Origin of the sequence: Burkholderia multivorans ATCC BAA-247 (genome assembly GCF_000959525.1) — a bacterium.
Classification (GTDB): domain Bacteria; phylum Pseudomonadota; class Gammaproteobacteria; order Burkholderiales; family Burkholderiaceae; genus Burkholderia; species Burkholderia multivorans.
Genome location: NZ_CP009831.1, coordinates 403,424 through 425,927, shown reverse-complemented (window position 1 = coordinate 425,927; position 22,504 = coordinate 403,424). Strand labels below are relative to the sequence as shown.

Annotated in this window: 21 protein-coding genes and 1 pseudogene; 12 read left to right on the top strand and 10 right to left on the bottom strand. The window is 66.7% G+C overall.

Going from position 1 to position 22,504, the window contains the following annotated elements:
• Positions 1–211: 211 nt before the first annotated feature.
• On the bottom strand, positions 212–2,797 hold the full coding sequence (gene acnB / locus NP80_RS04200) for a bifunctional aconitate hydratase 2/2-methylisocitrate dehydratase (protein WP_006397781.1): 2,586 nt from the start codon (positions 2,795–2,797) through the stop codon (positions 212–214).
• A 383-nt stretch (positions 2,798–3,180) separates the two neighbouring features.
• Between acnB and NP80_RS04195 the strand changes: the two genes are divergently transcribed.
• Positions 3,181–3,978, top strand: a complete 798-nt coding sequence (locus NP80_RS04195; protein ID WP_006404431.1) for a DinB family protein — start codon at positions 3,181–3,183, stop codon at positions 3,976–3,978.
• 152 nt (positions 3,979–4,130) lie between these two features.
• Here NP80_RS04195 and NP80_RS04190 read toward each other — a convergent pair whose 3' ends face one another.
• The 5 genes from NP80_RS04190 to NP80_RS31655 form a co-directional block, all read right to left on the bottom strand.
• The gene (locus NP80_RS04190; RefSeq protein WP_006404432.1) at positions 4,131–5,303 is read right to left on the bottom strand and encodes an NAD(P)/FAD-dependent oxidoreductase; all 1,173 of its coding nucleotides are present in this window, start codon (positions 5,301–5,303) and stop codon (positions 4,131–4,133) included.
• A gap of 133 nt (positions 5,304–5,436) precedes the next feature.
• Positions 5,437–6,588: a branched-chain amino acid ABC transporter substrate-binding protein gene (locus NP80_RS04185; protein WP_006404434.1), complete on the bottom strand. Its 1,152-nt coding sequence runs from the start codon at positions 6,586–6,588 to the stop codon at positions 5,437–5,439.
• 394 nt (positions 6,589–6,982) lie between these two features.
• The gene (locus NP80_RS04180) at positions 6,983–7,174 is read right to left on the bottom strand and encodes a CsbD family protein (RefSeq protein WP_006397776.1); all 192 of its coding nucleotides are present in this window, start codon (positions 7,172–7,174) and stop codon (positions 6,983–6,985) included.
• Positions 7,175–7,363: 189 nt separating this feature from the next.
• The gene (locus NP80_RS04175; protein ID WP_006404436.1) at positions 7,364–8,896 is read right to left on the bottom strand and encodes a helix-turn-helix transcriptional regulator; all 1,533 of its coding nucleotides are present in this window, start codon (positions 8,894–8,896) and stop codon (positions 7,364–7,366) included.
• On the bottom strand, positions 8,893–9,246 hold the full coding sequence (locus NP80_RS31655; RefSeq protein ID WP_226823177.1) for a hypothetical protein: 354 nt from the start codon (positions 9,244–9,246) through the stop codon (positions 8,893–8,895). Before NP80_RS31655 ends, NP80_RS04175 begins: the two co-directional genes overlap by 4 nt.
• Before the next feature lie 242 nt (positions 9,247–9,488).
• Between NP80_RS31655 and NP80_RS31360 the strand changes: the two genes are divergently transcribed.
• From NP80_RS31360 to NP80_RS31205, 4 genes are read left to right on the top strand one after another with little or no spacing between them, the layout of a single operon-like run.
• On the top strand, positions 9,489–9,650 hold the full coding sequence (locus NP80_RS31360) for a hypothetical protein (RefSeq protein WP_006404440.1): 162 nt from the start codon (positions 9,489–9,491) through the stop codon (positions 9,648–9,650).
• A 58-nt stretch (positions 9,651–9,708) separates the two neighbouring features.
• Positions 9,709–10,056 carry a BON domain-containing protein gene (locus tag NP80_RS04165; protein ID WP_006397771.1) on the top strand — a complete coding sequence of 116 codons (348 nt, stop codon included), beginning with the start codon at positions 9,709–9,711 and terminating at the stop codon, positions 10,054–10,056.
• 56 nt (positions 10,057–10,112) lie between these two features.
• On the top strand, positions 10,113–10,310 hold the full coding sequence (locus NP80_RS04160; RefSeq protein WP_006397770.1) for a CsbD family protein: 198 nt from the start codon (positions 10,113–10,115) through the stop codon (positions 10,308–10,310).
• The gene (locus tag NP80_RS31205) at positions 10,300–10,458 is read left to right on the top strand and encodes a hypothetical protein (RefSeq protein ID WP_006411612.1); all 159 of its coding nucleotides are present in this window, start codon (positions 10,300–10,302) and stop codon (positions 10,456–10,458) included. Before NP80_RS04160 ends, NP80_RS31205 begins: the two co-directional genes overlap by 11 nt.
• Positions 10,459–10,537: 79 nt before the next feature.
• On the opposite strand, the gene NP80_RS04155 is transcribed toward NP80_RS31205, so the two are convergent.
• Positions 10,538–11,566, bottom strand: coding sequence for a DUF1338 domain-containing protein (locus NP80_RS04155; protein WP_006411605.1), 1,029 nt, complete (start codon positions 11,564–11,566; stop codon positions 10,538–10,540).
• A gap of 220 nt (positions 11,567–11,786) precedes the next feature.
• Here NP80_RS04155 and NP80_RS04150 point away from each other — a divergent pair, with 220 nt between their 5' ends.
• The 4 genes from NP80_RS04150 to NP80_RS04130 all read left to right on the top strand — a co-directional run bounded on the left by NP80_RS04150 (position 11,787) and on the right by NP80_RS04130 (position 16,115).
• Positions 11,787–12,740 carry a LysR family transcriptional regulator gene (locus NP80_RS04150; protein WP_006404443.1) on the top strand — a complete coding sequence of 318 codons (954 nt, stop codon included), beginning with the start codon at positions 11,787–11,789 and terminating at the stop codon, positions 12,738–12,740.
• Positions 12,741–13,217: 477 nt separating this feature from the next.
• Positions 13,218–14,846, top strand: a complete 1,629-nt coding sequence (locus NP80_RS04145; RefSeq protein ID WP_035948050.1) for an NADP-dependent glyceraldehyde-3-phosphate dehydrogenase — start codon at positions 13,218–13,220, stop codon at positions 14,844–14,846.
• Positions 14,847–15,370: 524 nt separating this feature from the next.
• On the top strand, positions 15,371–15,691 hold the full coding sequence (locus NP80_RS04135) for a hypothetical protein (RefSeq protein ID WP_006397763.1): 321 nt from the start codon (positions 15,371–15,373) through the stop codon (positions 15,689–15,691).
• 103 nt (positions 15,692–15,794) lie between these two features.
• Positions 15,795–16,115: a DUF1330 domain-containing protein gene (locus NP80_RS04130; RefSeq protein ID WP_006404446.1), complete on the top strand. Its 321-nt coding sequence runs from the start codon at positions 15,795–15,797 to the stop codon at positions 16,113–16,115.
• A gap of 67 nt (positions 16,116–16,182) precedes the next feature.
• Here NP80_RS04130 and NP80_RS04125 read toward each other — a convergent pair whose 3' ends face one another.
• On the bottom strand, positions 16,183–17,016 hold the full coding sequence (locus tag NP80_RS04125) for an NAD-dependent epimerase/dehydratase family protein (protein WP_006411618.1): 834 nt from the start codon (positions 17,014–17,016) through the stop codon (positions 16,183–16,185).
• Positions 17,017–17,104: 88 nt separating this feature from the next.
• Here NP80_RS04125 and NP80_RS04120 point away from each other — a divergent pair, with 88 nt between their 5' ends.
• Entirely contained in the window at positions 17,105–18,208 is a 1,104-nt protein-coding gene (locus NP80_RS04120) for a LacI family DNA-binding transcriptional regulator (protein WP_006411614.1), read from the top strand.
• A gap of 49 nt (positions 18,209–18,257) precedes the next feature.
• Here the strand turns inward: NP80_RS04120 and NP80_RS04115 are convergent.
• A pseudogene (locus NP80_RS04115) lies at positions 18,258–19,555 on the bottom strand (MFS transporter).
• Between the two features lie 326 nt (positions 19,556–19,881).
• On the opposite strand from NP80_RS04115, the gene NP80_RS04110 reads away from it, so the two are divergent.
• Both NP80_RS04110 and NP80_RS04105 read left to right on the top strand, forming a co-directional pair.
• Positions 19,882–21,360 carry a DNA-3-methyladenine glycosylase 2 family protein gene (locus tag NP80_RS04110; RefSeq protein ID WP_045593096.1) on the top strand — a complete coding sequence of 493 codons (1,479 nt, stop codon included), beginning with the start codon at positions 19,882–19,884 and terminating at the stop codon, positions 21,358–21,360.
• The gene (locus NP80_RS04105; RefSeq protein WP_006409685.1) at positions 21,357–21,890 is read left to right on the top strand and encodes a methylated-DNA--[protein]-cysteine S-methyltransferase; all 534 of its coding nucleotides are present in this window, start codon (positions 21,357–21,359) and stop codon (positions 21,888–21,890) included. Before NP80_RS04110 ends, NP80_RS04105 begins: the two co-directional genes overlap by 4 nt.
• Before the next feature lie 40 nt (positions 21,891–21,930).
• Here the strand turns inward: NP80_RS04105 and NP80_RS04100 are convergent, their stop codons facing one another.
• Complete coding sequence (locus tag NP80_RS04100; protein ID WP_035946422.1) at positions 21,931–22,428, bottom strand: Lrp/AsnC family transcriptional regulator; 498 nt, start codon at positions 22,426–22,428, stop codon at positions 21,931–21,933.
• Positions 22,429–22,504: the final 76 nt, after the last annotated feature.

Below are 22,504 nucleotides of genomic sequence, written 5' to 3'. Positions count from 1 at the left end.
GCCGCGGGCGCTGCCGCCGATCGTCGAAGCGCTTCGCGATCCGCGTCGGTGGATCTGCGCTGCCGCGCCTTCCGCGCGGCGCACGGCGACACGCGACGTCGGCGGCAAAACGTCGACGTGTCCCAAAAAAGAAGGCGCCGCCCGGTTTCCCTGGCGGCGCCCTGTCGCGGACGCTGCGGCGAACCTGCATCGCCGCAGCCCGACTGCGTGCTTAGACCTGCACGGTGTCGGCGACTTCCTTGAAGTCTTCGATCTGGTCGAAGTTCATGTACTTGTAGATCTTGTCGCCGTTCGCGTTGATCACGCCGATGTCGGCCATGTACTCCTCCTTCGTCGGGATCCGGCCGAGTCGCGAGCAGATCGCCGCCAGTTCCGCCGAGCCGAGATACACGTTCGTGTTCTTGCCGAGACGGTTCGGGAAGTTGCGGGTCGACGTCGACATGACCGTCGCGCCTTCGCGCACCTGCGCCTGGTTACCCATGCAGAGCGAGCAGCCCGGCATTTCGGTACGCGCGCCGGCCGTGCCGAACACGCCGTAGTGACCTTCCTCGGTCAGCTGCTTCTGGTCCATCTTGGTCGGCGGGGCGACCCACAGCTTGACCGGAATGTCGCGCTTGCCTTCGAGCAGCTTCGATGCCGCACGGAAGTGGCCGATGTTGGTCATGCACGAACCGATGAACACTTCGTCGATCTTCGCGCCGGCGACGTCGGACAGCGTCTTCACGTCGTCCGGATCGTTCGGGCAGGCGACGATCGGCTCGTGGATGTCCGCGAGGTCGATCTCGATCACGGCAGCGTATTCTGCGTCCGCGTCCGGCTCGAGCAGCTTCGGATCGGCGAGCCATTGCTCCATCGCCGCGATCCGGCGCTGCAGGCTGCGCGCATCCTGATAGCCCTGCGCGATCATCCACTTCAGCAGCGTGATGTTGCTGTTCAGGTACTCGATGATCGGTTCCTTGTTCAGACGCACCGTGCAGCCGGCCGCCGAACGCTCGGCCGACGCATCCGACAGCTCGAACGCCTGTTCGACCTTCAGATCCGGCAGGCCTTCGATCTCGAGAATGCGGCCCGAGAAGATGTTCTTCTTGCCCTGCTTCGCGACCGTCAGCATGCCCTGCTTGATCGCGTACAGCGGAATCGCGTTGACCAGATCGCGCAGCGTCACGCCCGGCTGCATCTTGCCCTTGAAGCGGACCAGCACCGATTCCGGCATGTCGAGCGGCATCGTGCCGGTGGCCGCCGCGAACGCGACGAGGCCCGAACCTGCCGGGAAGCTGATGCCGATCGGGAAGCGCGTGTGCGAGTCGCCGCCGGTGCCGACGGTGTCGGGCAGCAGCATGCGGTTCAGCCACGAGTGGATCACGCCGTCGCCCGGACGCAGCGAAATGCCGCCGCGCGTGCTGATGAAGTTCGGCAGCGTCTGGTGCGTCTTCACGTCGACCGGCTTCGGATACGCGGCCGTGTGGCAGAACGACTGCATCACGAGATCGGCCGAGAAGCCGAGGCACGCGAGATCCTTCAGCTCGTCGCGCGTCATCGGGCCCGTCGTGTCCTGCGAGCCGACCGAGGTCATCTTCGGTTCGCAGTACGTGCCCGGACGCACGCCCTTGCCTTCCGGCAGACCGCATGCGCGGCCGACCATCTTCTGCGCGAGCGTGAAGCCCTTGCCGCTGTCGGCCGGCTGATGCGGCAGACGGAACAGCGTCGACGGCGGCAGACCGAGCGCTTCGCGCGCCTTCGCCGTGAGCCCGCGGCCGATGATCAGCGGAATGCGGCCGCCTGCGCGCACTTCATCGAACAGCACGTCGGACTTGACCTGGAATTCGGCGATCACTTCGCCGTTCTTCAGCGCCTTGCCTTCGTACGGACGCAGCTCGATGACGTCGCCCATTTCCATCTTCGACACGTCGAGCTCGATCGGCAGCGCGCCGGCGTCTTCCATCGTGTTGTAGAAGATCGGCGCGATCTTGCCGCCGAGACACACGCCGCCGAAGCGCTTGTTCGGCACGTACGGAATGTCCTGGCCGGTGAACCACAGCACCGAATTGGTGGCCGACTTGCGCGACGAGCCCGTGCCGACCACGTCGCCGACGTACGCGACGAGATGGCCCTTTTCCTTCAGCGATTCGATGAACTTGACCGGGCCGCGCTTGCCGTCTTCTTCCGGCGTGATGCCGGGGCGCGCGTTCTTCAGCATCGCGAGCGCGTGCAGCGGGATGTCCGGGCGCGTGGTCGCATCCGGCGCCGGCGACAGATCGTCGGTGTTGGTTTCGCCCGGCACCTTGAACACGGTGACCGTGAGGCTTTCCGGCACTTCCGGACGGCTCGTGAACCATTCGGCGTCGGCCCAGCTCTGCATCACGGCCTTCGCGTTCGCGTTGCCCTTGTCGGCGAGTTCCTTCACGTCGTGGAACTGGTCGAACATCAGCAGCGTTTTCTTCAGGGCATCGGCGGCGACCGCGCCGACTTCGGCGTCGGACAGCAGCTCGATCAGCGGCTGAATGTTGTAGCCGCCGAGCATCGTGCCGAGCAGTTCGGTCGCACGCGCACGCGAGATCAGCGGGCAAGCGGTCTCGCCCTTCGCGACGGCCGCGAGGAAGCCGGCCTTCACGCGCGCCGCTTCGTCGACGCCTGCCGGCACGCGATGGGTGATCAGATCGAGCAGCGTCTGCTCTTCGCCGGCCGGCGGGTTCGTCAGCAGTTCCACCAGTTCGGCGGTTTGCTGGGCCGTCAGCGGCAGGGGGGGAATACCGAGCGCGGCGCGGGCGGCCACGTGAGCACGAAAGTTTTCAAGCATGGGGGGACCTGCTGATGTTGCGTTTCAGGGGAAGGCTTTTCAGGCGCTCCGAGGCTGTTCCGGGCACTGCATCGACGCCGATTCTAATCGCAATGACGGGGAGCGTCAAATGTCTTATGTCTTATATAAGAGTTGAAAGCCGGCGGAAACGGCGTCGGGCGCAATGGGTCGTTGCGGGGTTTGGGGGGAAGCGGGGCGGAGCGGGGGCGGCGTCTGTATTGCGATACGTGAATCGACCTTTCGCGCAGGCGGCGCCTCTCCAGCGGACAACCGAAGGCCTGTCGCGAACGCCGCAGCGGTCCGATGCGAACCGCTCCCGCGGTTGACGGCTTACGAACGTTAACGTATCGTTTTGAAACGTTACGTTTCGATACCTTACCGCCATGCACTCACGCTTCGACCGTTTTCGGGCGACCCCCGTCGGCACGCAATTGGAGGCACTGATCGACTCGCCGACGCGTTATATCGAGTTCGCGGCGCTGTCCCGCGCCGGCGTCGCCGCCATCGCCGCGATCGCCGACGAGGTCGCGCAGAAATTTCCCGAAATCGAAGCGGATACGACGGCGCGGCAGTTCTGCGGCGCGATGGTCGCCGACGTGATGCGGCGTCACGGTCATGAACTGGTCCAGGCGCGCGGTCGGATCGGCGGGCCGCTATTCACGTACGGCGCGGTGTTCAGCCCGCGGCCGATCGCGTTGTCGTTCGACAAGGTGGTCGACGCACTCTCGCGCATGCCGGACACGCTCGCCGAATACGTCGCGCGGTTCCCGGCCGCGCAATGGACGACGCGGCCGGACGGCACCGGCTTCTCTCTTGTCGAGCACGTGTGCCATCTGCGCGATCTGGACGTCGTGTTCGCGCGAAGAATCGACGCGGTCCGAACGACGGCGTTACCGATTCTCGAGTCGGTGGACGGCACGGCGCTCGCGAAACGGCTCAACTATCTCGAACAGGATCTGCGCGACGCGCAGGCGGCATTCGCGCGCTCGCGCAAGCGGCTTTGCGGCGCACTGAGCCAACTCGCGCCCGAACAGCTCGCGCGCTGCGGGCTGCGCGACGGCGTGCGTCGCATGACGCTCGAAGAGCTCGTACGCGAACTGCTCGATCACGATCGCACGCATTGTCTTGAGCTCGACGAGCTGGCGTGCGAGCTCGGCTGCGCGCCAGCGGCCGTCGAATAGCGAAACAGACGTCGCAGGTTTGCACAGCGACCGCGCGTCGCCAACCGCCCCTCCCGCTGCCCGCGAACCCACAGAAAAAAAGCCCGACACAGTCGGGCCAATGGGTAGAAACAAGGAGAATCCCGCCCGCCACATCGGGCGTTCCCGCCGCACTACACGACGTTCTTTTCGACGATCGGCCGGTTTTCGAGCACGCGCGACCAGCCGAGCGGCGACAGGTCGAGCGTCGCATAGCGGCCGCCGAGAATCAGTTCGCTGACGCCGCGGCCGGTCGCCGGGCCCTGCTGCAAGCCGTGGCCGCTATAGCCGTTCGCGAACACGACATTGTCCAGATCGGGGTGATAGCCGATGATCGCGTTGTGATCGAAGACGTTGTATTCGTAATAGCCGGACCAGCAGTTTTCGACGCGCAGCGCCTCGAACCCGGGCACGCGATGCGCCAGCGTCGGCCAGATTACGTCGTCGAATAGCGCGTGATCGACCTCGTCGAGCGGCAGATCGTCCGGATCGTTGTCCGCGCTCGGCGACGTGCCGCAGATATACGTGCGCCCTTCCGGCCGGAAATACACGCCGGTCGGATCGATCAGCAGCGGGCAGTCGGCGAGCTTCGCCGGCGACGATACGTTGAAGATGCTGCGGCGCCGCGCGTACACGGGGATGTCGATCCCCATCATCGCGGACAGCGCACGCGTCCACGCGCCGGCCGCATTGACCAGCGTGTCGCACGCGTAGCGCTCGCCGTCCTTCGTGACGACGTGCGTGATCCTGCGGCCGTCGCGCACGACGCCCGTCACGTCGGAGGCGACGTAGCGCGCGCCGAGCGCCTGCGCCTTCTTGCGCAGCGCCTGCACGAGCCCGTAGCCGTCGAACCAGCCTTCGCCGCTGGCGCCGTACGCGCCCGACACGAGATCGTCGACGTTCAGCCAGGGGAACTTCGCGCGCAGCGCGTCGCGGTCCATCAGCCGGATATCGGCGCCGAGGCGCGTCTGCAGCGCATGGTTCTCGCGCAGCGTCGCGTCGCCGGCCGGCGTCGCGAGAAACAGGTAGCCACCCTCGTGCAGATCGATCGACGGCCGGTTGCCGTCCACTTCGAGCCGCTCGCCGAGCGTGCGCAGAAACTCGATCCCGAACAGCGACATCTCGATCGACAGCGGCGTCGAAAACTGCTGACGGATCGAGGCGGCCGACAGTGCCGACGACGACTTCGCGTACGACGGATCGCGCTCGATGACGGTCACGGCGACCGTCGGATCGGTGGCGCGCAGAAAGTAGGCGATCGAGCTGCCGATCACGCCACCGCCGACGATGACGATTTGAGAACTCACGACTGACTCCGGTTTGACGTAAAAGGCGCGACCGGCCGGCCGCGCCCGAAAGAGGTTGCGCTCGCGTCCGCGTCCGGTCGCCGACGGTATTTCAGCATGTCCGTCGGCGCCGCGAAAGCGGCGCGCGGCGCGTTCAGTCCGCCGATTTCGTCGTGACGGGCTGCCACGCGGCGTTCTTCACTTCGTAGAGCGTCGAGCTCGGATTCTTGAGGTCGCCCGTCTCGGTGAACGCGATCGTGCCGGTGATGCCGTCGTACTGCGTGCGCTTGAGCGCCGCATTGAAATCGGCCGGCTTCGTCGAGTTCGCCTTCTGCATCGCGTTGATCGCGATCCACGTCGCGTCGTACGCGAACGGCGCATACGCGAGCATGTCGACGCCGTACTTCTGCTTGAATTTCGTCTCGAACAGCTTGCCCTTCGCGAGTCGCGACAGCGGCTGTCCGTACTCCCACACGGCCGCGCCTTCCGCCGCACTGCCGGCGAGCTTGATGAAGTTCGCGTTCATCACGCCGCCGCCCGCGAGGAACTGCGCGCGAATGCCGAGCTGGCGCATCCGCTTCACCAGCATGGCGGACTGCGCGTCCAATCCGCCGAAAAACACCAGATCGGCGTTCACGCTCTTGATCTTCGTGAGCTGCGCGCTGAAGTCGACGGCCTTGTCGTTCGTGAATTCGCGCGCGACGATCGTGCCGCCGTTCGCCTTCACGGCCTTCTCGAACTCGTCGGCCTCGCCCTGGCCGAACGCGGTGCGATCGTCGATGATCGCGATGCGCTTGGCCTTCGTGATGCTCGCCGCATACGCGCCCGCGTTGCCGGCGTTCTGCGTGTCGGTCGCGATCACGCGATAGACGGTGCCGAGGCCCGCGCGCGTGATGTCCGGATTGGTCGCCGACGGCGTGATCATCGGAATGCCGGCCTTCGCGTAGATCTTCGAGGCGGGCAGCGTCGTGCCCGAGTTGAAGTGGCCGATCACGACCGCGACCTGTCCGTCCGTCAGCTGCTGCGCGGCCTGTACGCCGATGCGCGGATCGCTCTGGTCGTCCTGCGACGTCACGACGAACTTCACCGGCTTGCCGCCGATCGTCGTGCGCGCCGCGTTCGCTTCGTCCACGGCCATCCGCACGCCGTTCTCGATGTCCTTCCCGTATGCGGCGCCGCCGCCTGTCAGCGGCACGGCCACGCCGACCTTGACGATCGCTTCCTGCGCATGGGCCGCGCCCGTCGGGAGCGCGAGGTTCGCAACGGTCAGCGCGGCGGCGGAAAGCAGGCGGAGGCGGAACGTCATCGGGGCAGTCCTCTTGTTCTGAGCGTCGAAATGCGACGCGCGGCTGCGCGTCGGCGCGCCTCCCGCGCGTCGACCGAGCGGTCTGCGGTCCGGTCTCCGGGAACCTTTCACCGCGAGGGAGGTGAAAGGATTGTGGGTAGCCAATACCCGAGCGGCAAACGAAATATCGGAACTATGTTGTGCGTAATCGTCATCAAGTCACGATGGCGCGACCGCCCGCGCGGCACGCGTCGGCTGACTGCCGACGAATCGACGAAACGCCTGCCGCGCGCCGGCGCCGGGCTGCGCAGCGGTGCCGAATCGCGCCGGTCATGCGAACGCGGCATCGAGCCACGCCGCGTCGCCGCGCACGAGCGTGAGCCGCGCGCGGCGCCGCGCGTCACGCTCGTGCGCGTCAGTCGCGTTCGCGATTCGTGCGCGAGCGCAGCGCATCGGCCGCTTCGCCGGCCTGCTCCTGCATGCGGCCGGCCTTCTGCTCGGCCACGCCTTCCGCTTCGGTCTCGCGGTCGCCGGTCACCTTGCCGAGCGCTTCCTTGACCGAACCGCGAATCTGCTTGCGCCTGCCTTCGATGCGATTTCTGTCCATCGTCGTCTCCCGTGATGTTCGACCTAGAGCCGACGGGCGCGGCACGCCGGCGCCGCGCCGTCGAACGGACAGGATCGCAAACGCCGGCCGCCTGCGTCAGATGCGGATGCACCAGCGCGTCTGGTGCATCCGCACCCGACCGTGGCGCCGCGCACCGCGCGCCGGCATCGCGCGGCGCGGCGCGGTCGCTCAGTCGTCGTCGCGCTTCGTGCCCTTGTCGCCGCGCGCGCCGTTCATGTCGACGGAACCGACGATCCCGCGTTCGCGCGCCCAGACGATCGCTTCGCCGCGGCTATGCACGTCGAGCTTCGCGTAGATCGTCGCGACGTGATTGCGCACCGTGTTCGGCGCGAGCCCGAGACGGCCCGCGATCTCCTTGTCCGCGAGGCCGTGGCACAACAGATCGAACACGTCGCGCTCGCGCGCGGTCAGATCCGACAATTGCGCGCCGGCGTCCGGCGCATTTGCGCGGCGCACGTTCGCGAGCTTCTCGATCAGCGTGCGGCTGAACCACGACGCGTCCTGCATCGCGGTCTCGATCGCATAGACGAGCTCCATTTCCGTACGCTTGCGATCGCTGATGTCGAGCAGCGCGATCAGCAGGCAGTCCTGTCCGTGGATCGCGACCGAATCGGCGGAGACCACGCAATCGCGCACGTCGCCGTCGCGCGTGCGGATCTGCACGTCCGCGTTGCGCACGATGCCGTCCTTCGCGAGCTGCGCGTCGATGCGCTGCCGCGCGCCGCGCTCGGCCCACAGACCGATCTCGTCCGCGGCCTTGCCGAGCAGTTCCTCCTGCGGATGGCCCGTCATCGCAACGAACGCATCGTTCACGTCGAGCAGTTCGAAGCGGTCCGCCGTGACGATCGCGGTCGCGACCGGCGCCATCCGGAACGCGGTCGCGAAGCGCTCCTCGCTCTGCCGCAACGCGCGCTCCGCGAGCTTGCGCGGCTCCAGATCCATGAACGTAAACAGCATGCACGCTTCGCCGTTCATGTCGATCGGCTGGCCGGCCACGACGACCGCGTTCGGTGTGCCGTCCGCGCGCTTGAGCACGGCCTCCATCTGCGGAATCGTCGCGCCTTCGGTCAAGCGCTCGATCGCGAGTTCGCGCCGCTCGGCCTGCTCGAGCACGTCGACTTCGTAGACGGAGCGCCCGAGCACGTCGTCGCGCGTATGGCCCGTCATGTCGAGAAAGCCCTGATTCACCTTCACGTAACGCAGATCCTCGAGCCGGCAGATCACGGCCGGCGCCGGGTTCGCATTGAACGTGCGCTCGAAGCGCTCCTCCGCGCTCGCCCACTCGGTCGCGTCGTGCAGCACGAGCGCGAGACAGTCGGGCTCGCCCGCCGCATTCGTCAGCACGAGGCTGCGGATCCGGTGTACCCAGGTAACGTTGTCGTCGGCGGCCGATTCCACCTCGACCGTCACGTCGCTGAATTCTTCGCCGGCGATCACGCGGTCCATCGGATAGTGGCCGTCGCGCACCGGATGATTGTTCCGGTAGCGCAGCCGGAAACGCTCGCGATACTCGGTGACGTTGTCGCCGAGCGCCTTCAGTTCCGTCACGCCGTGCATCGCGAGGGCGGCCTCGTTCGCCCAGACGATGCGTTGATCGGGTTCGATCAGAATCACGCCCTCGGTAAGGCCCGCGATGATCTGATGCAGCTGGCGTCTGTCGGTATGCGACTTCAGCGCCTGTTCGTTTACTTGCTCGTTCATCGAATGGTTATCCCGTCGTCAGCCTGGCCATCGGCCTGCGCCTGTTGCCGCACGCGCAGGCCGGCGCATGCGGCGGCGTTCGCGTGCAGCGCAGCCTGCGCGATACACGCGTGTCTGTTCACGCCGATGACGGCCTGCGCGGCGACCGCGCAGCCGCCGGCCGCAGCGGCGATGCGCCGCGCCTCTTTCCGCTCGCTCGTCGCCACGCATGAAATTTGCGAAACAGGAGGAACGCGTCTTGCGACTGCATTGCCGCGTCGTTTGTCGCGGCCGTCGCTATACGGGCCGTGCGCGTCGTCTGCGCCGACATCGGTTGGGTAGACGCGCGTTCGCGAGCCCGTCATCGGCATGAACAGGCGTAGCCGCAATAGTAACCGCGCGCGGCGCACGGACCGTGCGGCAGTCCGCCGTTCGGCGCGCCGACGCACCGATCGGCCGCGCACGACGCATCGGGGCCAGGCACTTTTCCCGTGCAAACGCACTAGTCGATCAGGTGAATTTGCGCGATGCCGGGCCGTTCGCGCATCGGTACGCTGGAGTTGCATCGGCGCTCACGCGCTGCCACCCGACATTCAAGGAGAGGAGTACGACGATGAAGCTGCATCAGACACCCGATCCGACGCCGCAGGAACCGCCGGATCATCCGCCCGAGCCGGCGCCGGGCACCGACCCGCCGGTCCCGCTGCCGCCCGACATTCCGCGGCCGGACATGCCGCCGCGCGAGCCCGGCTACGACACGCCGATCGCGCAATGACGCGTTGCGCGTCACGCTGCCGTCACGTTTTTTTCACGTCAACCAAGGGAGAACATCAATGAACAAGCCCCAACACCTTTCGACGCTGCTCGCCGCCAGCGCGGCCTTTCTGCTCGGCGCTGCGCCGCTGAGCAATGCGTACGCACAGGCTTCGGCCACGGGCGACACGAAGGCCGAGTCGAATCAGCCCGTCACCGATACGTGGATCACGACGAAGGTGAAGAGCGAACTCGCGACGACCGACGGCGTGAAGAGCATGGATATCGACGTCAAGACGGTCGACGGCGTCGTCACGCTGACGGGCGTGCTGCCGACCAAGATCGCGGTGAAGAAGGCGATTGCCGTCACGCGTTCGATCAAGGGCGTCAAGCACGTCGATGCATCCGGCCTGAAGGCGAAGGCCTGACCTCCGCGCGGCGAGCGGCCGCGCCTTTTTTCCGCCACGACACCAAGGAGCGCACGATGAACGAAGACAAGATCAAGGGTCAATGGAAGCAGCTCACCGGCAAGCTGAAGGCAAAGTGGGGCAAGCTGACCGATGACGATCTCGCAGTCGCCGAAGGCAATCGCGACTATCTGGTCGGCAAGATCCAGGAGCGTTACGGGATCGCGCGCGACGAAGCCGAACGCCAGCTGACCGATTTCGACCGTGAGCTGTAATCGCGCGTTGAAACAAACCGGCCGCGGCGCCGCGAGCGCCGCGGTCATTCGTCAGGAGGACGAGATGGGCAAATACCTGATCGCGTGGCTGCTCGGCGTGCCGGCCGGACTGCTGGTGCTGTTCTACCTGTTCACGCACCTGTTCTGACGACGCGGCCGCGTATGCGATAGCGTCGTTCCCGCCGCCGACGCGGCCGCTCGCGCGCCACGCGGCGCGCGTTTCGCGTTTACCGCGACGCGTTCGCCGTCATCTTGAAGATGCCCTGCGCGTTGCCCGCATCGAAGCGCAGGTCGGTGACCCAGCGGCGCTGCGCCTGATCGAACGTACGCCGGCGCGTGATGAATTCGTAGAAGGAACCCGGCACGTTGCGCTTAACGATGCCGCCGTCGCGCGTGCGGAACTCGCGCTCGACGATGTCGGCGCGGTACGCGGTCTGGAACACGCGGCCCGAGCGCGAGCGCTCGACTTCCGGCTTCATCGGCCGGCCCTTCGCCTTTTCTTCGTCGGACAGCGCGAATACGTCGGCGACGCGATCGGTCGCATGGTTGAACGCGTTGCCTTCCGTCGCGATCCACGCCATCTCGGCGGATTCGAGCAGCAGCGTCTCGTAGTCGAGCTCGCTCGGCACGTCGTGCTGGCGCGCGAACGCGCCGACGATCGCGGGCAGCAGGTCGTGCGCGGCGTCGAGCGGCAGCCAGCCCTCGCGCTCGACTTCCCACAGCAGCGCGACGGCGGCCGGCGACAGCGGATCGCGCGACGAACCGATCACGTTTGTCACAGCCTGCTGGAACTCCTTCGAGAAACGCTCCGGATGCAGTTCGCTGACGAAGAACTGCGCGATCTCGTCGGGCGCGTCCTCGTGCGCATACGCGCGCCCCGTCATCCCCAGCTTGTCGAGCGGATAGCGGCCGTTCAGCCGGAAGCCGAGCGGACGCAGAATGCGCGTGAACGCCGCTTCGCCCGGCGGCAACGCGCCGTTGTGCGGCCAGCGCACCGTGCGCAGCGCGCCGTGATCGAAATACACGGAGCCGCCCTTTTCGACCGCTTCCGCCGTGTAGGCGCGGCCGTTCGGCGAACGCTCGAGCAGCCCTTCGAACAGCGCCATGTTCATCGCCTGCGCGATTTCGGCGCGCGTGACGACGCCGGTTTCCCATTCGTCGAAGATGGACGGCATGTTGAGGGTCGCGAACAGCGCGTCGGTTTTCGCCTGTCCCAGCAGCTTCGTCAGCAGGCTGTCGATATTCGGATTGCGCATCAGGATCTCTCGTGTCGGATCGGCCGGCGCGGCGCAGCCGGCAAAACGGGGCGGGCCGGCAGCCGCGCGGGCGCCGGGCCTTGCGTGGGATGCATTATTCAAAGGGTTGCAGCGGTGCGTAAAGCGAGATTAAATTGACACGTAATGAGTTTTTGGAATTATTCGCGGGCCGCCGCCCTGTCGTTCGGGGCGCTTCCGTCGATCAGACGAATCGAGCATCATGCGCAAATTCAAGATCCCGAACATGGGCGCGCTCGTGGCCTTCGAAGCGGCCGCGCGTCATGAAAGCTTCACGCACGCGGCCAAGGAACTGTTCCTGACCGAAAGCGCCGTCTCGCGGCAGATCGCGACGCTCGAATCGAGCCTCGGCGTGCGGCTGTTCGCACGCGTGAAGCAGCGCGTCGTACTCACGCGCGCGGGCAAGCTCTACGGCACGCAGGTGCGGCGCGCGCTCGAGGCGCTCGATCGCGACACGCTGTCGATCATCGCGCACGGCAGCGGCGGCGGGTATCTGGAACTCGCCGTGCTGCCGACCTTCGCGTCGCACTGGCTGATTCCGCGCATCAAGAGCTTCTACGATCGCACGCCGGACGTGCGCGTGAACATGGGCAGCCGCACCGATCTGTTCTCGTTCGAGGACACCCATTTCGAAGCGGCGATCCACTACGGAAAGCCGACCTGGCCGGGCACGTCGTCCGACTATCTGTTCGGCGAGGAAGTCGTGCCGATCTGCTCGCCGGCGCTGCTCGACGGGCCCGTGACGCGTGTCGACGACCTGCTTGCGTATCCGCTGCTGCACTCGACGACGCGCCCCGGCGCGTGGGCGCAGTGGTTCGAGGCGCACGGCGTCGAGGACATCCGCACGATGCAGGGCGTGCGCTACGAACTGCATACGATGCTGATCAGCGCGGCGGCGGCGGGCCTCGGCGTCGCGCTCGTGCCGAAGTTCTTCGTCGAAGGGCAGCTGCAGCAGCTCGGGCTCGTCGTGCCGTGCGACGCCGCGACGGTCGGCGACTCGGCGTACTACCTCGTGTATCCCACGGAGTTCAGTCACAGCAAGCCGCTGGAGTTGTTTCGCGCATGGCTGCTCGAACAGGCGAGCGCTTATGCGGCGCCGCGGCACGACGCCGTGACGGTGGAGACCGATGCGGAGGATGACGAGGATGTCGAGTAGCAGCGCGATGCGCGGGCATCCGGACCAGCCGGCGCGCCCCTGGTCCGGCGCGCGCCGGGCCGGGTAACCCCGACCCGGCGCTCCGGGCAGCCGACCTCGCTTCGGCAGCGCGGCGGCACTTTCGTCGTTCACTGCGTCTTTTCTCTCAGGTTCCGTGCATTTTTTACTTGGCCGCGCGGCGCCATTATCGCCCCAAACCGGGCAATGTCAAACGTTTGCGCACCGCAAAAACGCCTTATCCCCGGCATTACGACACACTCTTACATTTTTCTTTCGCGAGATGCGAATCCGCGCGGCGCGGCTTGCATTCGATGTGACGTTCCTTTTTAATGGAACTGGTTCCATTCCGTGTTTCGGCCGAGGTTTCGCGTGACGCGCCACGCTGCGCGCGTCATCATGCCGATTCAGGATCGAGGATCGTTCAGCTCAGGATTCCGCATCGCCCGTCCTTCCGGACACCCGTCAAACGAGACCGTCATGCCCGATTCCGCTTCCCTGCAGCAGTTGTTTCCCGCCCTAGACCAGATTCCCGCCGAATTCCGGCCGAGTGCGCCGATCCACCAGCGCGTGTCGCTCGTCGACGGCGAGCTGCGACCGTGGGATGGCGCGACCAAAACCGTGCTGTCGCCGGTATGCGCCCGGCAGCCGGACGGCAGCGTCGAGCAGGTCGAGATCGGCAGTTATCCGGTGATGGGCGAAGCGGAAAGCGACGCGGCGCTCGACGCCGCCGTGCGTGCGTATGACGCCGGCCGCGGCGAGTGGCCGACGATGAAGGTCGAGCAGCGCATCGCGTGCATGCAGGACTTCATCAAGCGGATGGTCGCGCAGCGCGAGCTCGTCGTGAACCTGATCATGTGGGAAATCGGCAAGAGCCTCGCCGACTCGCAGAAGGAATTCGATCGCACCGTCACGTACATGGCGCAGACGATCGAGGCGCTGAAGGAGCTCGACAACGCGAACTCGCGCTTCGTGATCGCCGAAGGCACGATCGGCCAGATCCGCCGCACGCCGCTCGGCGTCGTGCTGTGCATGGGGCCGTACAACTATCCGCTGAACGAGACGTTCGCGACGCTGATCCCCGCGCTGCTGATGGGCAATACCGTCGTGTTCAAGCCGCCGCAGTACGGCACGCTGCTGTTCGAGCCGCTGCTCGAAGCGTTCCGCGACGCGTTCCCGAAGGGCGTGATCAACACGATCTACGCACCGGGCGCGGTGGTCGTGCCGCACATGCTCGCGTCGGGCAAGATCAACGTGCTCGCGCTGATCGGTTCGAGCAAGGTCGCCGACCATCTGAAGAAACAGCATCCGAAATCGCATCGGCTGCGCGCGATCCTCGGCCTGGACGCGAAGAACGCGGCGATCGTGCTGCCCGACGCCGATCTCGACCTGACCGTCAACGAATGCCTGCTCGGCGCGCTGTCGTTCAACGGGCAGCGCTGTACCGCGCTGAAGATGCTGCTCGTGCACCGCTCGATCGTCGACGAATTCCTCAAGCGCTTCACCGCCGCGCTCGAGCAGCTGAAGATCGGCATGCCATGGGAGAAAGGCGTATCGATCACGCCGCTGCCGGGCATGCATCGCACCGCCTACATGACCGACGCGATCGACGATGCGAAGGCGAAGGGCGCGCAGGTCGTCAACGAATCGGGCGGCGTGTTCTGCAAGACGCTGTTCTATCCGGCCGTCGTCTATCCGGTCGCCGAAGGGATGAAGCTGTATCGCGAGGAGCAGTTCGGGCCGATCATTCCGGTCGCGCCGTTCGACGACGTCGAGACGGCGCTCGACTACGTGACGACGTCCGAGCATGGCCAGCAGGTCAGCATCTTCGGCTCCGACCCGGCGCAGATCGGCGCACTCGTCGATCCGCTCGTGAACCAGGTGTGCCGCGTGAACATCAACTGCCAGTGTCAGCGCGGCCCCGACGTGTTCCCGTTCGCCGGCCGCAAGGATTCGGCCGAAGGCACGCTGTCCGTGACCGACGCGCTGCGCGCATTCTCGATTCGCTCGATGGTCGCCGCGAAGCAAACGGAAAGCAGCAAGCAGTTGCTCGATACGATCGTGTCCGATCACCACTCGAAGTTCATCAACACCGGCTTCATCTTCTGACTCCGACGCGCGCGTCGTCTTGCGCGCACCCGATCCGCTGCACGCCGCGTGCAGCGGATTTTTTTCGTCCGACGGATGCGGCGACGCGCGGCGCCGTTCGCTGCACACGCGCCGTCTCGCCGATGAAACATCGCGGCGTCTGCGCCGCAGCGTACGCGCGTCGATACGGCACCGGTTGCGCGTGTGTGCGTCCGTGCCGAAACGTCGCGTGCCTCTCGTGTCGACGTTACGTTACATGCGTGAAGCATTTCGCGATGTCGCACGCACGCGCGCGTCAAACGACGCGCCTCGTCGCGCACGGCCGTGCACGCGCGTTTCGGCGCGCAGCCCGCGCCGGGCGGGCCGCGCAGCCCGATCGGCCGGGGCTTGCGCGCGTCGCGCCGCCAGCGTATCGCGACGCTGGTACGGAATCTGCATCCTGCTGAAGGAAACGCCGCGCCGCCACCGCGCGCGGTGCGATCCCGCGATCGCGCGCCGCCGCCATGCGCCGCGTGCCGTCGATCCGAGCCAGCAACGAGGTCATGATGGATGCGCTGCCGAATTCGTCCGATACGTCGTTCCAGATCTTTCTCGCGAAACTGCTGGAACAGCCGCTGCCCGAGTGGACCGAGAAACAGCAGATGGAACTGGAGATGGCGCGCGCGCTGTCGACCGAGATGGTGCGTCTCGCGGAAAGCCTGCGCGGCAGCACCGATCTCGCACGCTGCCTCGTGCTGCTGCGCTATTCGAAGGTGCTCGACTTCATCCTGACGTCGCTCGCTGCGCGCCGCGACATCCATCCGCAGACGCTGCGCACGCTGTTCCGGCTCGCCAACCTGAAAGTCGACGACGCCTATCCGGTCTGAGCCGGGTGCATTCTCATTACGTCGCAGGTAATCGACGCGCGACGCCGCGCGGCCGATCATCGCTCCATCGCCCACCGAACCGCATCATGCGAAGGAGCCCCTCATGACCGCCTATGCCATCGCTCACCTGCACGACGTCGAGATGTGCGACGACATCGTCGAGTACCTGGAGCGCATCGACGACACGCTCGCGCCGTTCGGCGGCCGCTTCGCGATTCACGGCGCACGGCCCGACGTGCGCGAGGGCACGTGGCACGGCGACCTGATCGCCATCGCGTTCGCGGACATGACAACCGCGCGCGCGTGGTACGAGTCGGACGCGTATCGGCAGATCCAGCCGCTGCGCGCACGACATGCGAGCGGGCCACTGATCCTGATCGACGGCGTCGACGAACATCACAAGGCGACCGACATCCTGCGCTGACGCGCTGCACCGATCGCCGCGGCAGCGCAGCGATCGCGCACCCCGGGGCCGCTTTATCGGCGCGGCTTCACGCACGCCGCTCCATCGGCTCGCCGACGACGAACGCGCCGCCCTGGAACCGCTGCGCGGGATCGTCGTAATCGGCCGTCGGCGCGGCGATCGGGAACAGGCCCGCGAACTGCGCGGAGCTGTCGCGCGGCCGGAAGCCGAGAAAGCCGGCCTTCGTGTTGTCCCACCACTTCACCGGGTTGTCGGACACGCCGTACACGATCGCGTGTCCGACGCGGTTCGTCAGCAGCGAGCAGCGCACGAGCTCGATGAAGTCGCGATAGCTGAGGAACGTGACGAGCATGCGCGGATTCTTCGGCTCCTCGAACGACGAACCGATCCGCAGGCACACCGTTTCGATTCCGAAGCGATCGAAGTAGTAGCGCGACAGCGCCTCGCCGAAGCATTTCGTCACGCCGTACAGGCTGTCCGGGCGCTGCGGCGCATCGGCGTCGAGCACTTCGGTGACGGGATGGAAGCCGATCGCATGGTTCGAGCTCGCGAACACGATCCGCTTCACGCCATGCCGGCGCGCGGCTTCGTAAATGTTGTACGTGCCGGTGATGTTGGCACCGACCAGATCGTCGAACGGCGCATCCACCGAGATGCCGCCGAGATGCACGATCGCGTCGACGCCCTCGACGAGATGCATCACGGCCGGCCGGTCGGCCAGGTCGACGACCTGCGTTTCTTCGTGTGCAGCGGCTTCGCCGAGCGACGCGATGTCGCTGACGCGCACGATGTCGGCCCATTCCGCTAGCGCGCCGCGCAGCTGGCGGCCGAGGTTGCCGGCCGCGCCCGTCAGCAGCAGGCGCCGGAACGGTTTGCGCGTACCGGTGGTTGAGGCGTTCATCGAATCTCCTTGAATCGGTTGTTGCGGTTGAATCGCTTTGAGGCGGAAAACGTTTTCCAACTATACGCGGGACAAATTCGGCGCGTCAATGGCGAATGCGGTTCGGCCGCATCCGCATTTTCCCGAGCGGGCGCGGCGTGTCTTGCACGCATTTTTTCTGCCACAATCCGCGTTATCGCAAGAAAACGTTACCCTTCGAATGAAAAAAGTTTCCCCGACGATCCGGGACGTCGCCGCGGAAGCCGGCGTATCGGTCGCGACGGTGTCGAAGTATGTGAACGGCACGCAGCGCTTTTCGCCGAGCGTCGAGGCGCGGCTCAAGGAAGCGATCGAGCGGCTCGGCTATCGGTCGAATCCGCTCGCGCGCTCGATGATCACCGGCCGCACGCGCACGATCGGCCTCGTCATCCTCGACATCAGCAACCCGCACTTCACGAACGTCGTGAAAGGCGCGAACCGCGTCGCCCTGCAGCATGACTACACGCTGCTGCTCGTCGATACCGAGGAAAACCAGGCGCGCGAACGCTCGCTGATCGAGGCGCTCGCGCAGCGCGTCGACGGGCTGATCGTCAGCACGCGAATGCCCGACGAAGAAGCGGGCTGGATGCTCGATTTGCACAAGCCGCTCGTGCTGCTGCGGCGCAGCCCGGGCCTGCCGATTCCGAGCGTCGGCATCGACAACCGGCTGTCGACGTACATGCTCGCGCGTCATCTGCTGAACCTCGGACACACGCGTATCGCCTATCTCGGCTTCGGGCCCGCGCGCGTGAACGACGAGCGGATCGAAGGCGCACGCGACTGTCTCGCGGAAGCCGGCCTGACGCTCGACGTCTACGATGCGCACGCGCCGACCGCCGAAGCCGGCGAGCGCGCCTGCTCGCGCGTGATGCTCGGGCCGCAGCGGCCGCAGGCCGTGATCTGCTACAACGACCTGATCGCGCTCGGCTTCATGAAGGAAGCGGCGTCGCTCGGTTTCCGGCTGCCGCAGGACGTCTCCGTCACCGGCGTCGACAACGTGCCGTACGGCGAATACGCGGCGCCCGCGCTGACCACCGTCGACATCCAGAGCGAGAACATGGGCGAACTCGCGATGCAAAAGCTGATCGATGCGCTCGCGGGCCGCACCGACGCGAGCTACTCGACGTTCGAGCCGCGGCTGATCGTGCGCGCATCGACGGCGCCGGCCGCGTGAAGTGGCGCGTGCGCCGCCTATCGCGGCGCGCACGCGCGAACGACTACCGTCATGCATCGAGCTTCGCCGGCTTCATCTTCGGCGTCAGCGCATGCATGATCGCGAGCGCGAGCAGATACGCGAGCGCGCCGATCGCGAACAGCACCCAGTAGTGGCCGGTACGCTGCAGCACCTGCCCGATCACTTCGGAGAACAGCACGCCGCCGATCGAGCCGGCCATCCCGCCGATCCCGACCACCGATGCCACCGCGCGGCGCGGAAACAGATCGGACGCCGTCGTGAACAGGTTCGCCGACCAGCCCTGATGCGCAGCGGCCGCGAGACCGACGATCAGCACCGCCGCCCACAGGTTCTGCACCTGCGACACGAATGCGATCGGCAGCACGCAGCATGCGCAGATCAGCATCGCCGTCTTGCGCGCGCGGTTCACGCTCCAACCCGCACGCAGCAGCATCGACGAAATCCAGCCGCCGCCGATGCTGCCGACCGTCGTCAGCGCGTAGATGCAGACGAGCGGCAGGCCGATGTGCTGCATGTCCATCCCGCGCGATTCGTTCAGCCACTTCGGCAGCCAGAACAGATAGAACCACCAGACCGGGTCGGTCAGGAACTTGCCGATCAGGAACGCCCACGTCTCGCGCTTGCGGATCAGTTCGCGCCAGCGCGGCGCACCGGCGTCGGCGTTCGCGGCGTCGAGCGCCTCGGCCTCGTCGCGCGGCTCGTCGTATTCGGCGGCGAGTGCGCGCGTATCGGCCGCGCGGTAGAACACGAGCCACACCGCGAGCCAGACGATGCCGATGGCGCCGACGATCACGAACGCCGCACGCCAGCCGTACGCGACCGCGATCGCCGGAATGATCGCCGGCGCGAACACCGCACCGATGTTCGCGCCCGAGTTGAAGATGCCGGTCGCGAGCGCGCGTTCGCGGCGCGGAAACCCGGAAACCATTCGGCGGTCGTCTTGATCGCGGCCGGGAAGTTGCCGCCCTCGCCGATGCCGAGCAGCGCCCGCACGAACGCGAAACCGGCCACCGAGCCGACCGCCGCGTGCAGCATCGCGGCAATGCTCCATACCAGCATCGCGACCGCATACGAGATGCGCGTGCCGAGCCAGTCGACGATGCGCCCGAACCCGAGCAGGCCGATCGCATAGAACGCCGAGAACGCCATGACGATCCGGCCGTACTGCACCTGCGTCCAGCCGATGTCGTGCTGCAGCATCGGTGCGAGCAGGCCGAGGATCTGCCGATCCATGTAGTTGATGACGGTCGCGAAGAACAGCAGCGCGCAGACGGTCCAGCGGTAGCGGCTGGCGGCGCGCGCGACGCCGATGACGGCAGATTGCATGAATGTCTCCATGCGCGGCCGCGCCTGTCGGGCCGCACGGTATGACCTGACCGGCGACAGGCGCCGGGGCGGGCGGCGGCGCATCGCTTGCACGGCGCGGCCGGTCGCCGATCGATGTTGGGAAAACGTTTTTCAAAGAATAGGGTGTCGGGCGGCGCGCTGTCAGTCGGGGATTTCGATGAGTCATCTCAATTTGTCGGCGCCGAAAAGAGACGACTGTTTCGCAGTGTGGCATTAACCGTTTTTTCGGCGGTTTTCCGGGGTGCGCGCGGCCTGCCCGGAGGACCGATACACATGTCCGATTTCAGCCAGAATCGACGAGGCGGATGGTTTACAGTCGTCGCATGCGCCTCGACCCCGACATTTGCTACGACGCCCTGCTGGCGCGAAACCGCCGTTTCGACGGCTGGTTCTTCGTCGGCGTGCGCACGACCGGCGTGTACTGCCGCCCCGTTTGCCCCGTGAAGCCGCCGAAAGCGCAGAACTGCCGCTACTTTCCGACCGCGGCGGCCGCCGAGAAGGCCGGCTTCCGTCCGTGCATGCGTTGTCGCCCCGAGCTCGCGCCGGGCCACGGCCTGCTCGACGTGTCGGTCAATCTCGCGAATGCCGCCGCGACGCTGATCGACGACGGGTTCCTGAACGGCCGCTCCGTCCACGCACTCGCGCAGCGCGTCGGCGTGACCGAGCGCCATCTACGCCGGATCTTCGCCGCGCGGTTCGGCGTATCGCCTGTGGAATTCGCGCAGACGCAGCGGCTATTGATGGCGAAGCGATTGCTGACCGACACCGCATTGCCCGTGGCCGTCGTCGCGTCGACGGCCGGGTTCGGCAGCGTCCGCCGCTTCAACGATCTGTTCCTGCAGCGCTATGGGCTGAACCCGCTGCGCTTGCGCAAAAGCGCTGCGGCGGGCGCGTCGGCCGGCGGCGACATGACATTCCCGCTGCCGTACCGCCCGCCGTTCGCCTGGCATGAGCTGATGCGCTTTCTCGCGCAGCGGCAGATCGACGGTGTGGAATGGATCGACGCGCAGCGCTATCTGCGCGCCGTCGACCTGCCAGCGCCGCGCGGTACCGGCCGCGTGACGGGCTGGGTGTCCGTCTCGCACGTGCCGCACCGGTTCGCGCTCGCCGTCACCGTGTCGCCCGCGCTGACGCCGGTCGTGCCGACCGTGCTCGCGCGCGTGCGGCGGCTGTTCGACCTCGACAGCCGTCCCGACGTGATCGACGCGCATCTCGGCGAACTCGCCGACGGCTCGCCGGGCCTGCGCGTGCCGGGCGCGTTCGACGGCGTCGAGATCGCGATCCGTGCGATCGTCGGCGAACATCTCGCGACGACGCATGCCGATGCGGTGCTCGCGCGCCTCGCCGCGCATTTCGGCGCACGCGTGGACGGCGCGCCGCCGACGCTCGCGCACGCGATGCCTGCTGCGTCGACGCTCGCCGCGTTGCCGCCCGCGGCGCTTCGGTCGATCGGCGTCGCGCGCGACGCGGCAGACGCGATCGTTTCGCTCGCGCGGGCGGTTGCCGAAGGCACGCTCGCCCTGGAACCGATGGCGCCGCTCGACGCGACGCTCGCCACGCTGCGCGCGATGCCGGGCTTCGACGAGCGCGCGGTGCAGTACGTCGCGATGCGCGCAATGGCGTGGCCGAATGCGTTCCCTGCGGATGAGCGGTTGTTGCTTGCGACGCAGGCCGACGATCGCCCGCCTGTCGCATCATCCTTGCCGCGTACGAGCCGTTGGGCGCCGTGGCGCGCGTATGCGGCCCTGCATGTGTGGCGCCTTCATGGAGACGCTTTGCAATGACGCCCGCTCATCTGATTCCGAGCCCATTGGGCGACATCGCCGTGCGTATCGAGGACGATGCGCTGACCGGACTGTTCTTCGTCGGGCAGAAGTACTATCCGTCGCTCGCGATCGCGTCGGGCACAGACGTGCGTCGCACGTCGCCCATTGCGCGCACGGTCGCCGACGAGATAGCCGAATACTTCGCCGGCGCGCGCACGACGTTCTCGGTGCCGGTCCATCTGCGCGGTACCGCGTTTCAGCGAAGCGTGTGGAAAGAACTGCTCGCGATTCCGTTTGGCACGCTCGTGTCGTACGGCGAGCTGACCGCGCGCGTTGGACTACCGGCGAGTGCCGCGCGTGCCGTCGGTGGCGCGGTCGGACGGAACCCCGTGTCGATCATCGTGCCGTGCCATCGCGTCGTCGGTGCCTCGGGGAGCTTGACCGGCTATGCGGGCGGCATCGAACGCAAGCGCGCGTTGCTGTCGCTTGAAGGTGCGGGCTTGGGGCATGGGGGGTGGTATTCGGGGCAGCAGGTGCTGGCTTTCTGATTGCTTCGGTCGCCGCTCGTCGCTCGCCGCGTGTGTTCCCCTACTCCCCGCCGCGCTTGCGCATCGCATGTCCGACGCGCGCATTGGTCTCGAATTTCGCGCGATGCGTCGAGAAGAACGTCCGCACATTGCGGACGTTCGACGCGCCCGTGAACAGCCGGCGAGCGAATTCATCGTATTCGGCGACGTCGGCCAGATCGGCGACCACGACGAAATCGGGCCCCGGCGACACGCGGTAGCACTGCGTGACCGCCGGCTCCGCGCAGACGTACGCTTCGAAAGCGTCGTAGTCTTCGGCCGTCTGCCGGTCGAGGCTGATCTCGATGATTGCCGTGACGGCCGTGCCGATCGCGACCGGATCGAGCATCGCGACCTGCCGGCGGATCACACCCGCTTCCGTCAGGCGGCGCACGCGGCGCATGCAGGTAGGCGGCGACGACAGCGCGCGTTCGGCGAGTTGCAGGTTCGACACCGACGCGTCGTCCTGCAGGATCGCGAGAATGCGCAGGTCGAGATCGTCGAGGGTGATGCCGGGCATCGGCGGCTCCTTGCTGGCTTCGACGTGAAATTTAATTTCAGAATCATAGCGTATCGCCATCCTATTTCACTTCGAA

Bases quoted from the DNA above. Each gene is read 5' to 3' on its own strand.
- NP80_RS04100 (WP_035946422.1), bottom strand. From the start codon at position 22,428: ATGCCCGGCATCACCCTCGACGATCTCGACCTGCGCATTCTCGCGATC.
- NP80_RS04155 (WP_006411605.1), bottom strand. From the start codon at position 11,566: ATGCGCAATCCGAATATCGACAGCCTGCTGACGAAGCTGCTGGGACAG.
- NP80_RS31655 (WP_226823177.1), bottom strand. From the start codon at position 9,246: ATGCCGATGACGGGCTCGCGAACGCGCGTCTACCCAACCGATGTCGGC.
- NP80_RS04125 (WP_006411618.1), bottom strand. From the start codon at position 17,016: ATGAACGCCTCAACCACCGGTACGCGCAAACCGTTCCGGCGCCTGCTG.
- NP80_RS04180 (WP_006397776.1), bottom strand. From the start codon at position 7,174: ATGGACAGAAATCGCATCGAAGGCAGGCGCAAGCAGATTCGCGGTTCG.
- NP80_RS04110 (WP_045593096.1), top strand. From the start codon at position 19,882: ATGGTTTACAGTCGTCGCATGCGCCTCGACCCCGACATTTGCTACGAC.
- NP80_RS04160 (WP_006397770.1), top strand. From the start codon at position 10,113: ATGAACGAAGACAAGATCAAGGGTCAATGGAAGCAGCTCACCGGCAAG.
- NP80_RS04135 (WP_006397763.1), top strand. From the start codon at position 15,371: ATGGATGCGCTGCCGAATTCGTCCGATACGTCGTTCCAGATCTTTCTC.
- NP80_RS04130 (WP_006404446.1), top strand. From the start codon at position 15,795: ATGACCGCCTATGCCATCGCTCACCTGCACGACGTCGAGATGTGCGAC.
- NP80_RS04195 (WP_006404431.1), top strand. From the start codon at position 3,181: ATGCACTCACGCTTCGACCGTTTTCGGGCGACCCCCGTCGGCACGCAA.
- NP80_RS04120 (WP_006411614.1), top strand. From the start codon at position 17,105: ATGGCGAATGCGGTTCGGCCGCATCCGCATTTTCCCGAGCGGGCGCGG.
- NP80_RS04175 (WP_006404436.1), bottom strand. From the start codon at position 8,896: ATGAACGAGCAAGTAAACGAACAGGCGCTGAAGTCGCATACCGACAGA.
- NP80_RS04185 (WP_006404434.1), bottom strand. From the start codon at position 6,588: ATGACGTTCCGCCTCCGCCTGCTTTCCGCCGCCGCGCTGACCGTTGCG.
- NP80_RS04105 (WP_006409685.1), top strand. From the start codon at position 21,357: ATGACGCCCGCTCATCTGATTCCGAGCCCATTGGGCGACATCGCCGTG.
- NP80_RS04150 (WP_006404443.1), top strand. From the start codon at position 11,787: ATGCGCAAATTCAAGATCCCGAACATGGGCGCGCTCGTGGCCTTCGAA.
- NP80_RS31360 (WP_006404440.1), top strand. From the start codon at position 9,489: ATGAAGCTGCATCAGACACCCGATCCGACGCCGCAGGAACCGCCGGAT.
- NP80_RS04145 (WP_035948050.1), top strand. From the start codon at position 13,218: ATGCCCGATTCCGCTTCCCTGCAGCAGTTGTTTCCCGCCCTAGACCAG.
- acnB (WP_006397781.1), bottom strand. From the start codon at position 2,797: ATGCTTGAAAACTTTCGTGCTCACGTGGCCGCCCGCGCCGCGCTCGGT.
- NP80_RS04165 (WP_006397771.1), top strand. From the start codon at position 9,709: ATGAACAAGCCCCAACACCTTTCGACGCTGCTCGCCGCCAGCGCGGCC.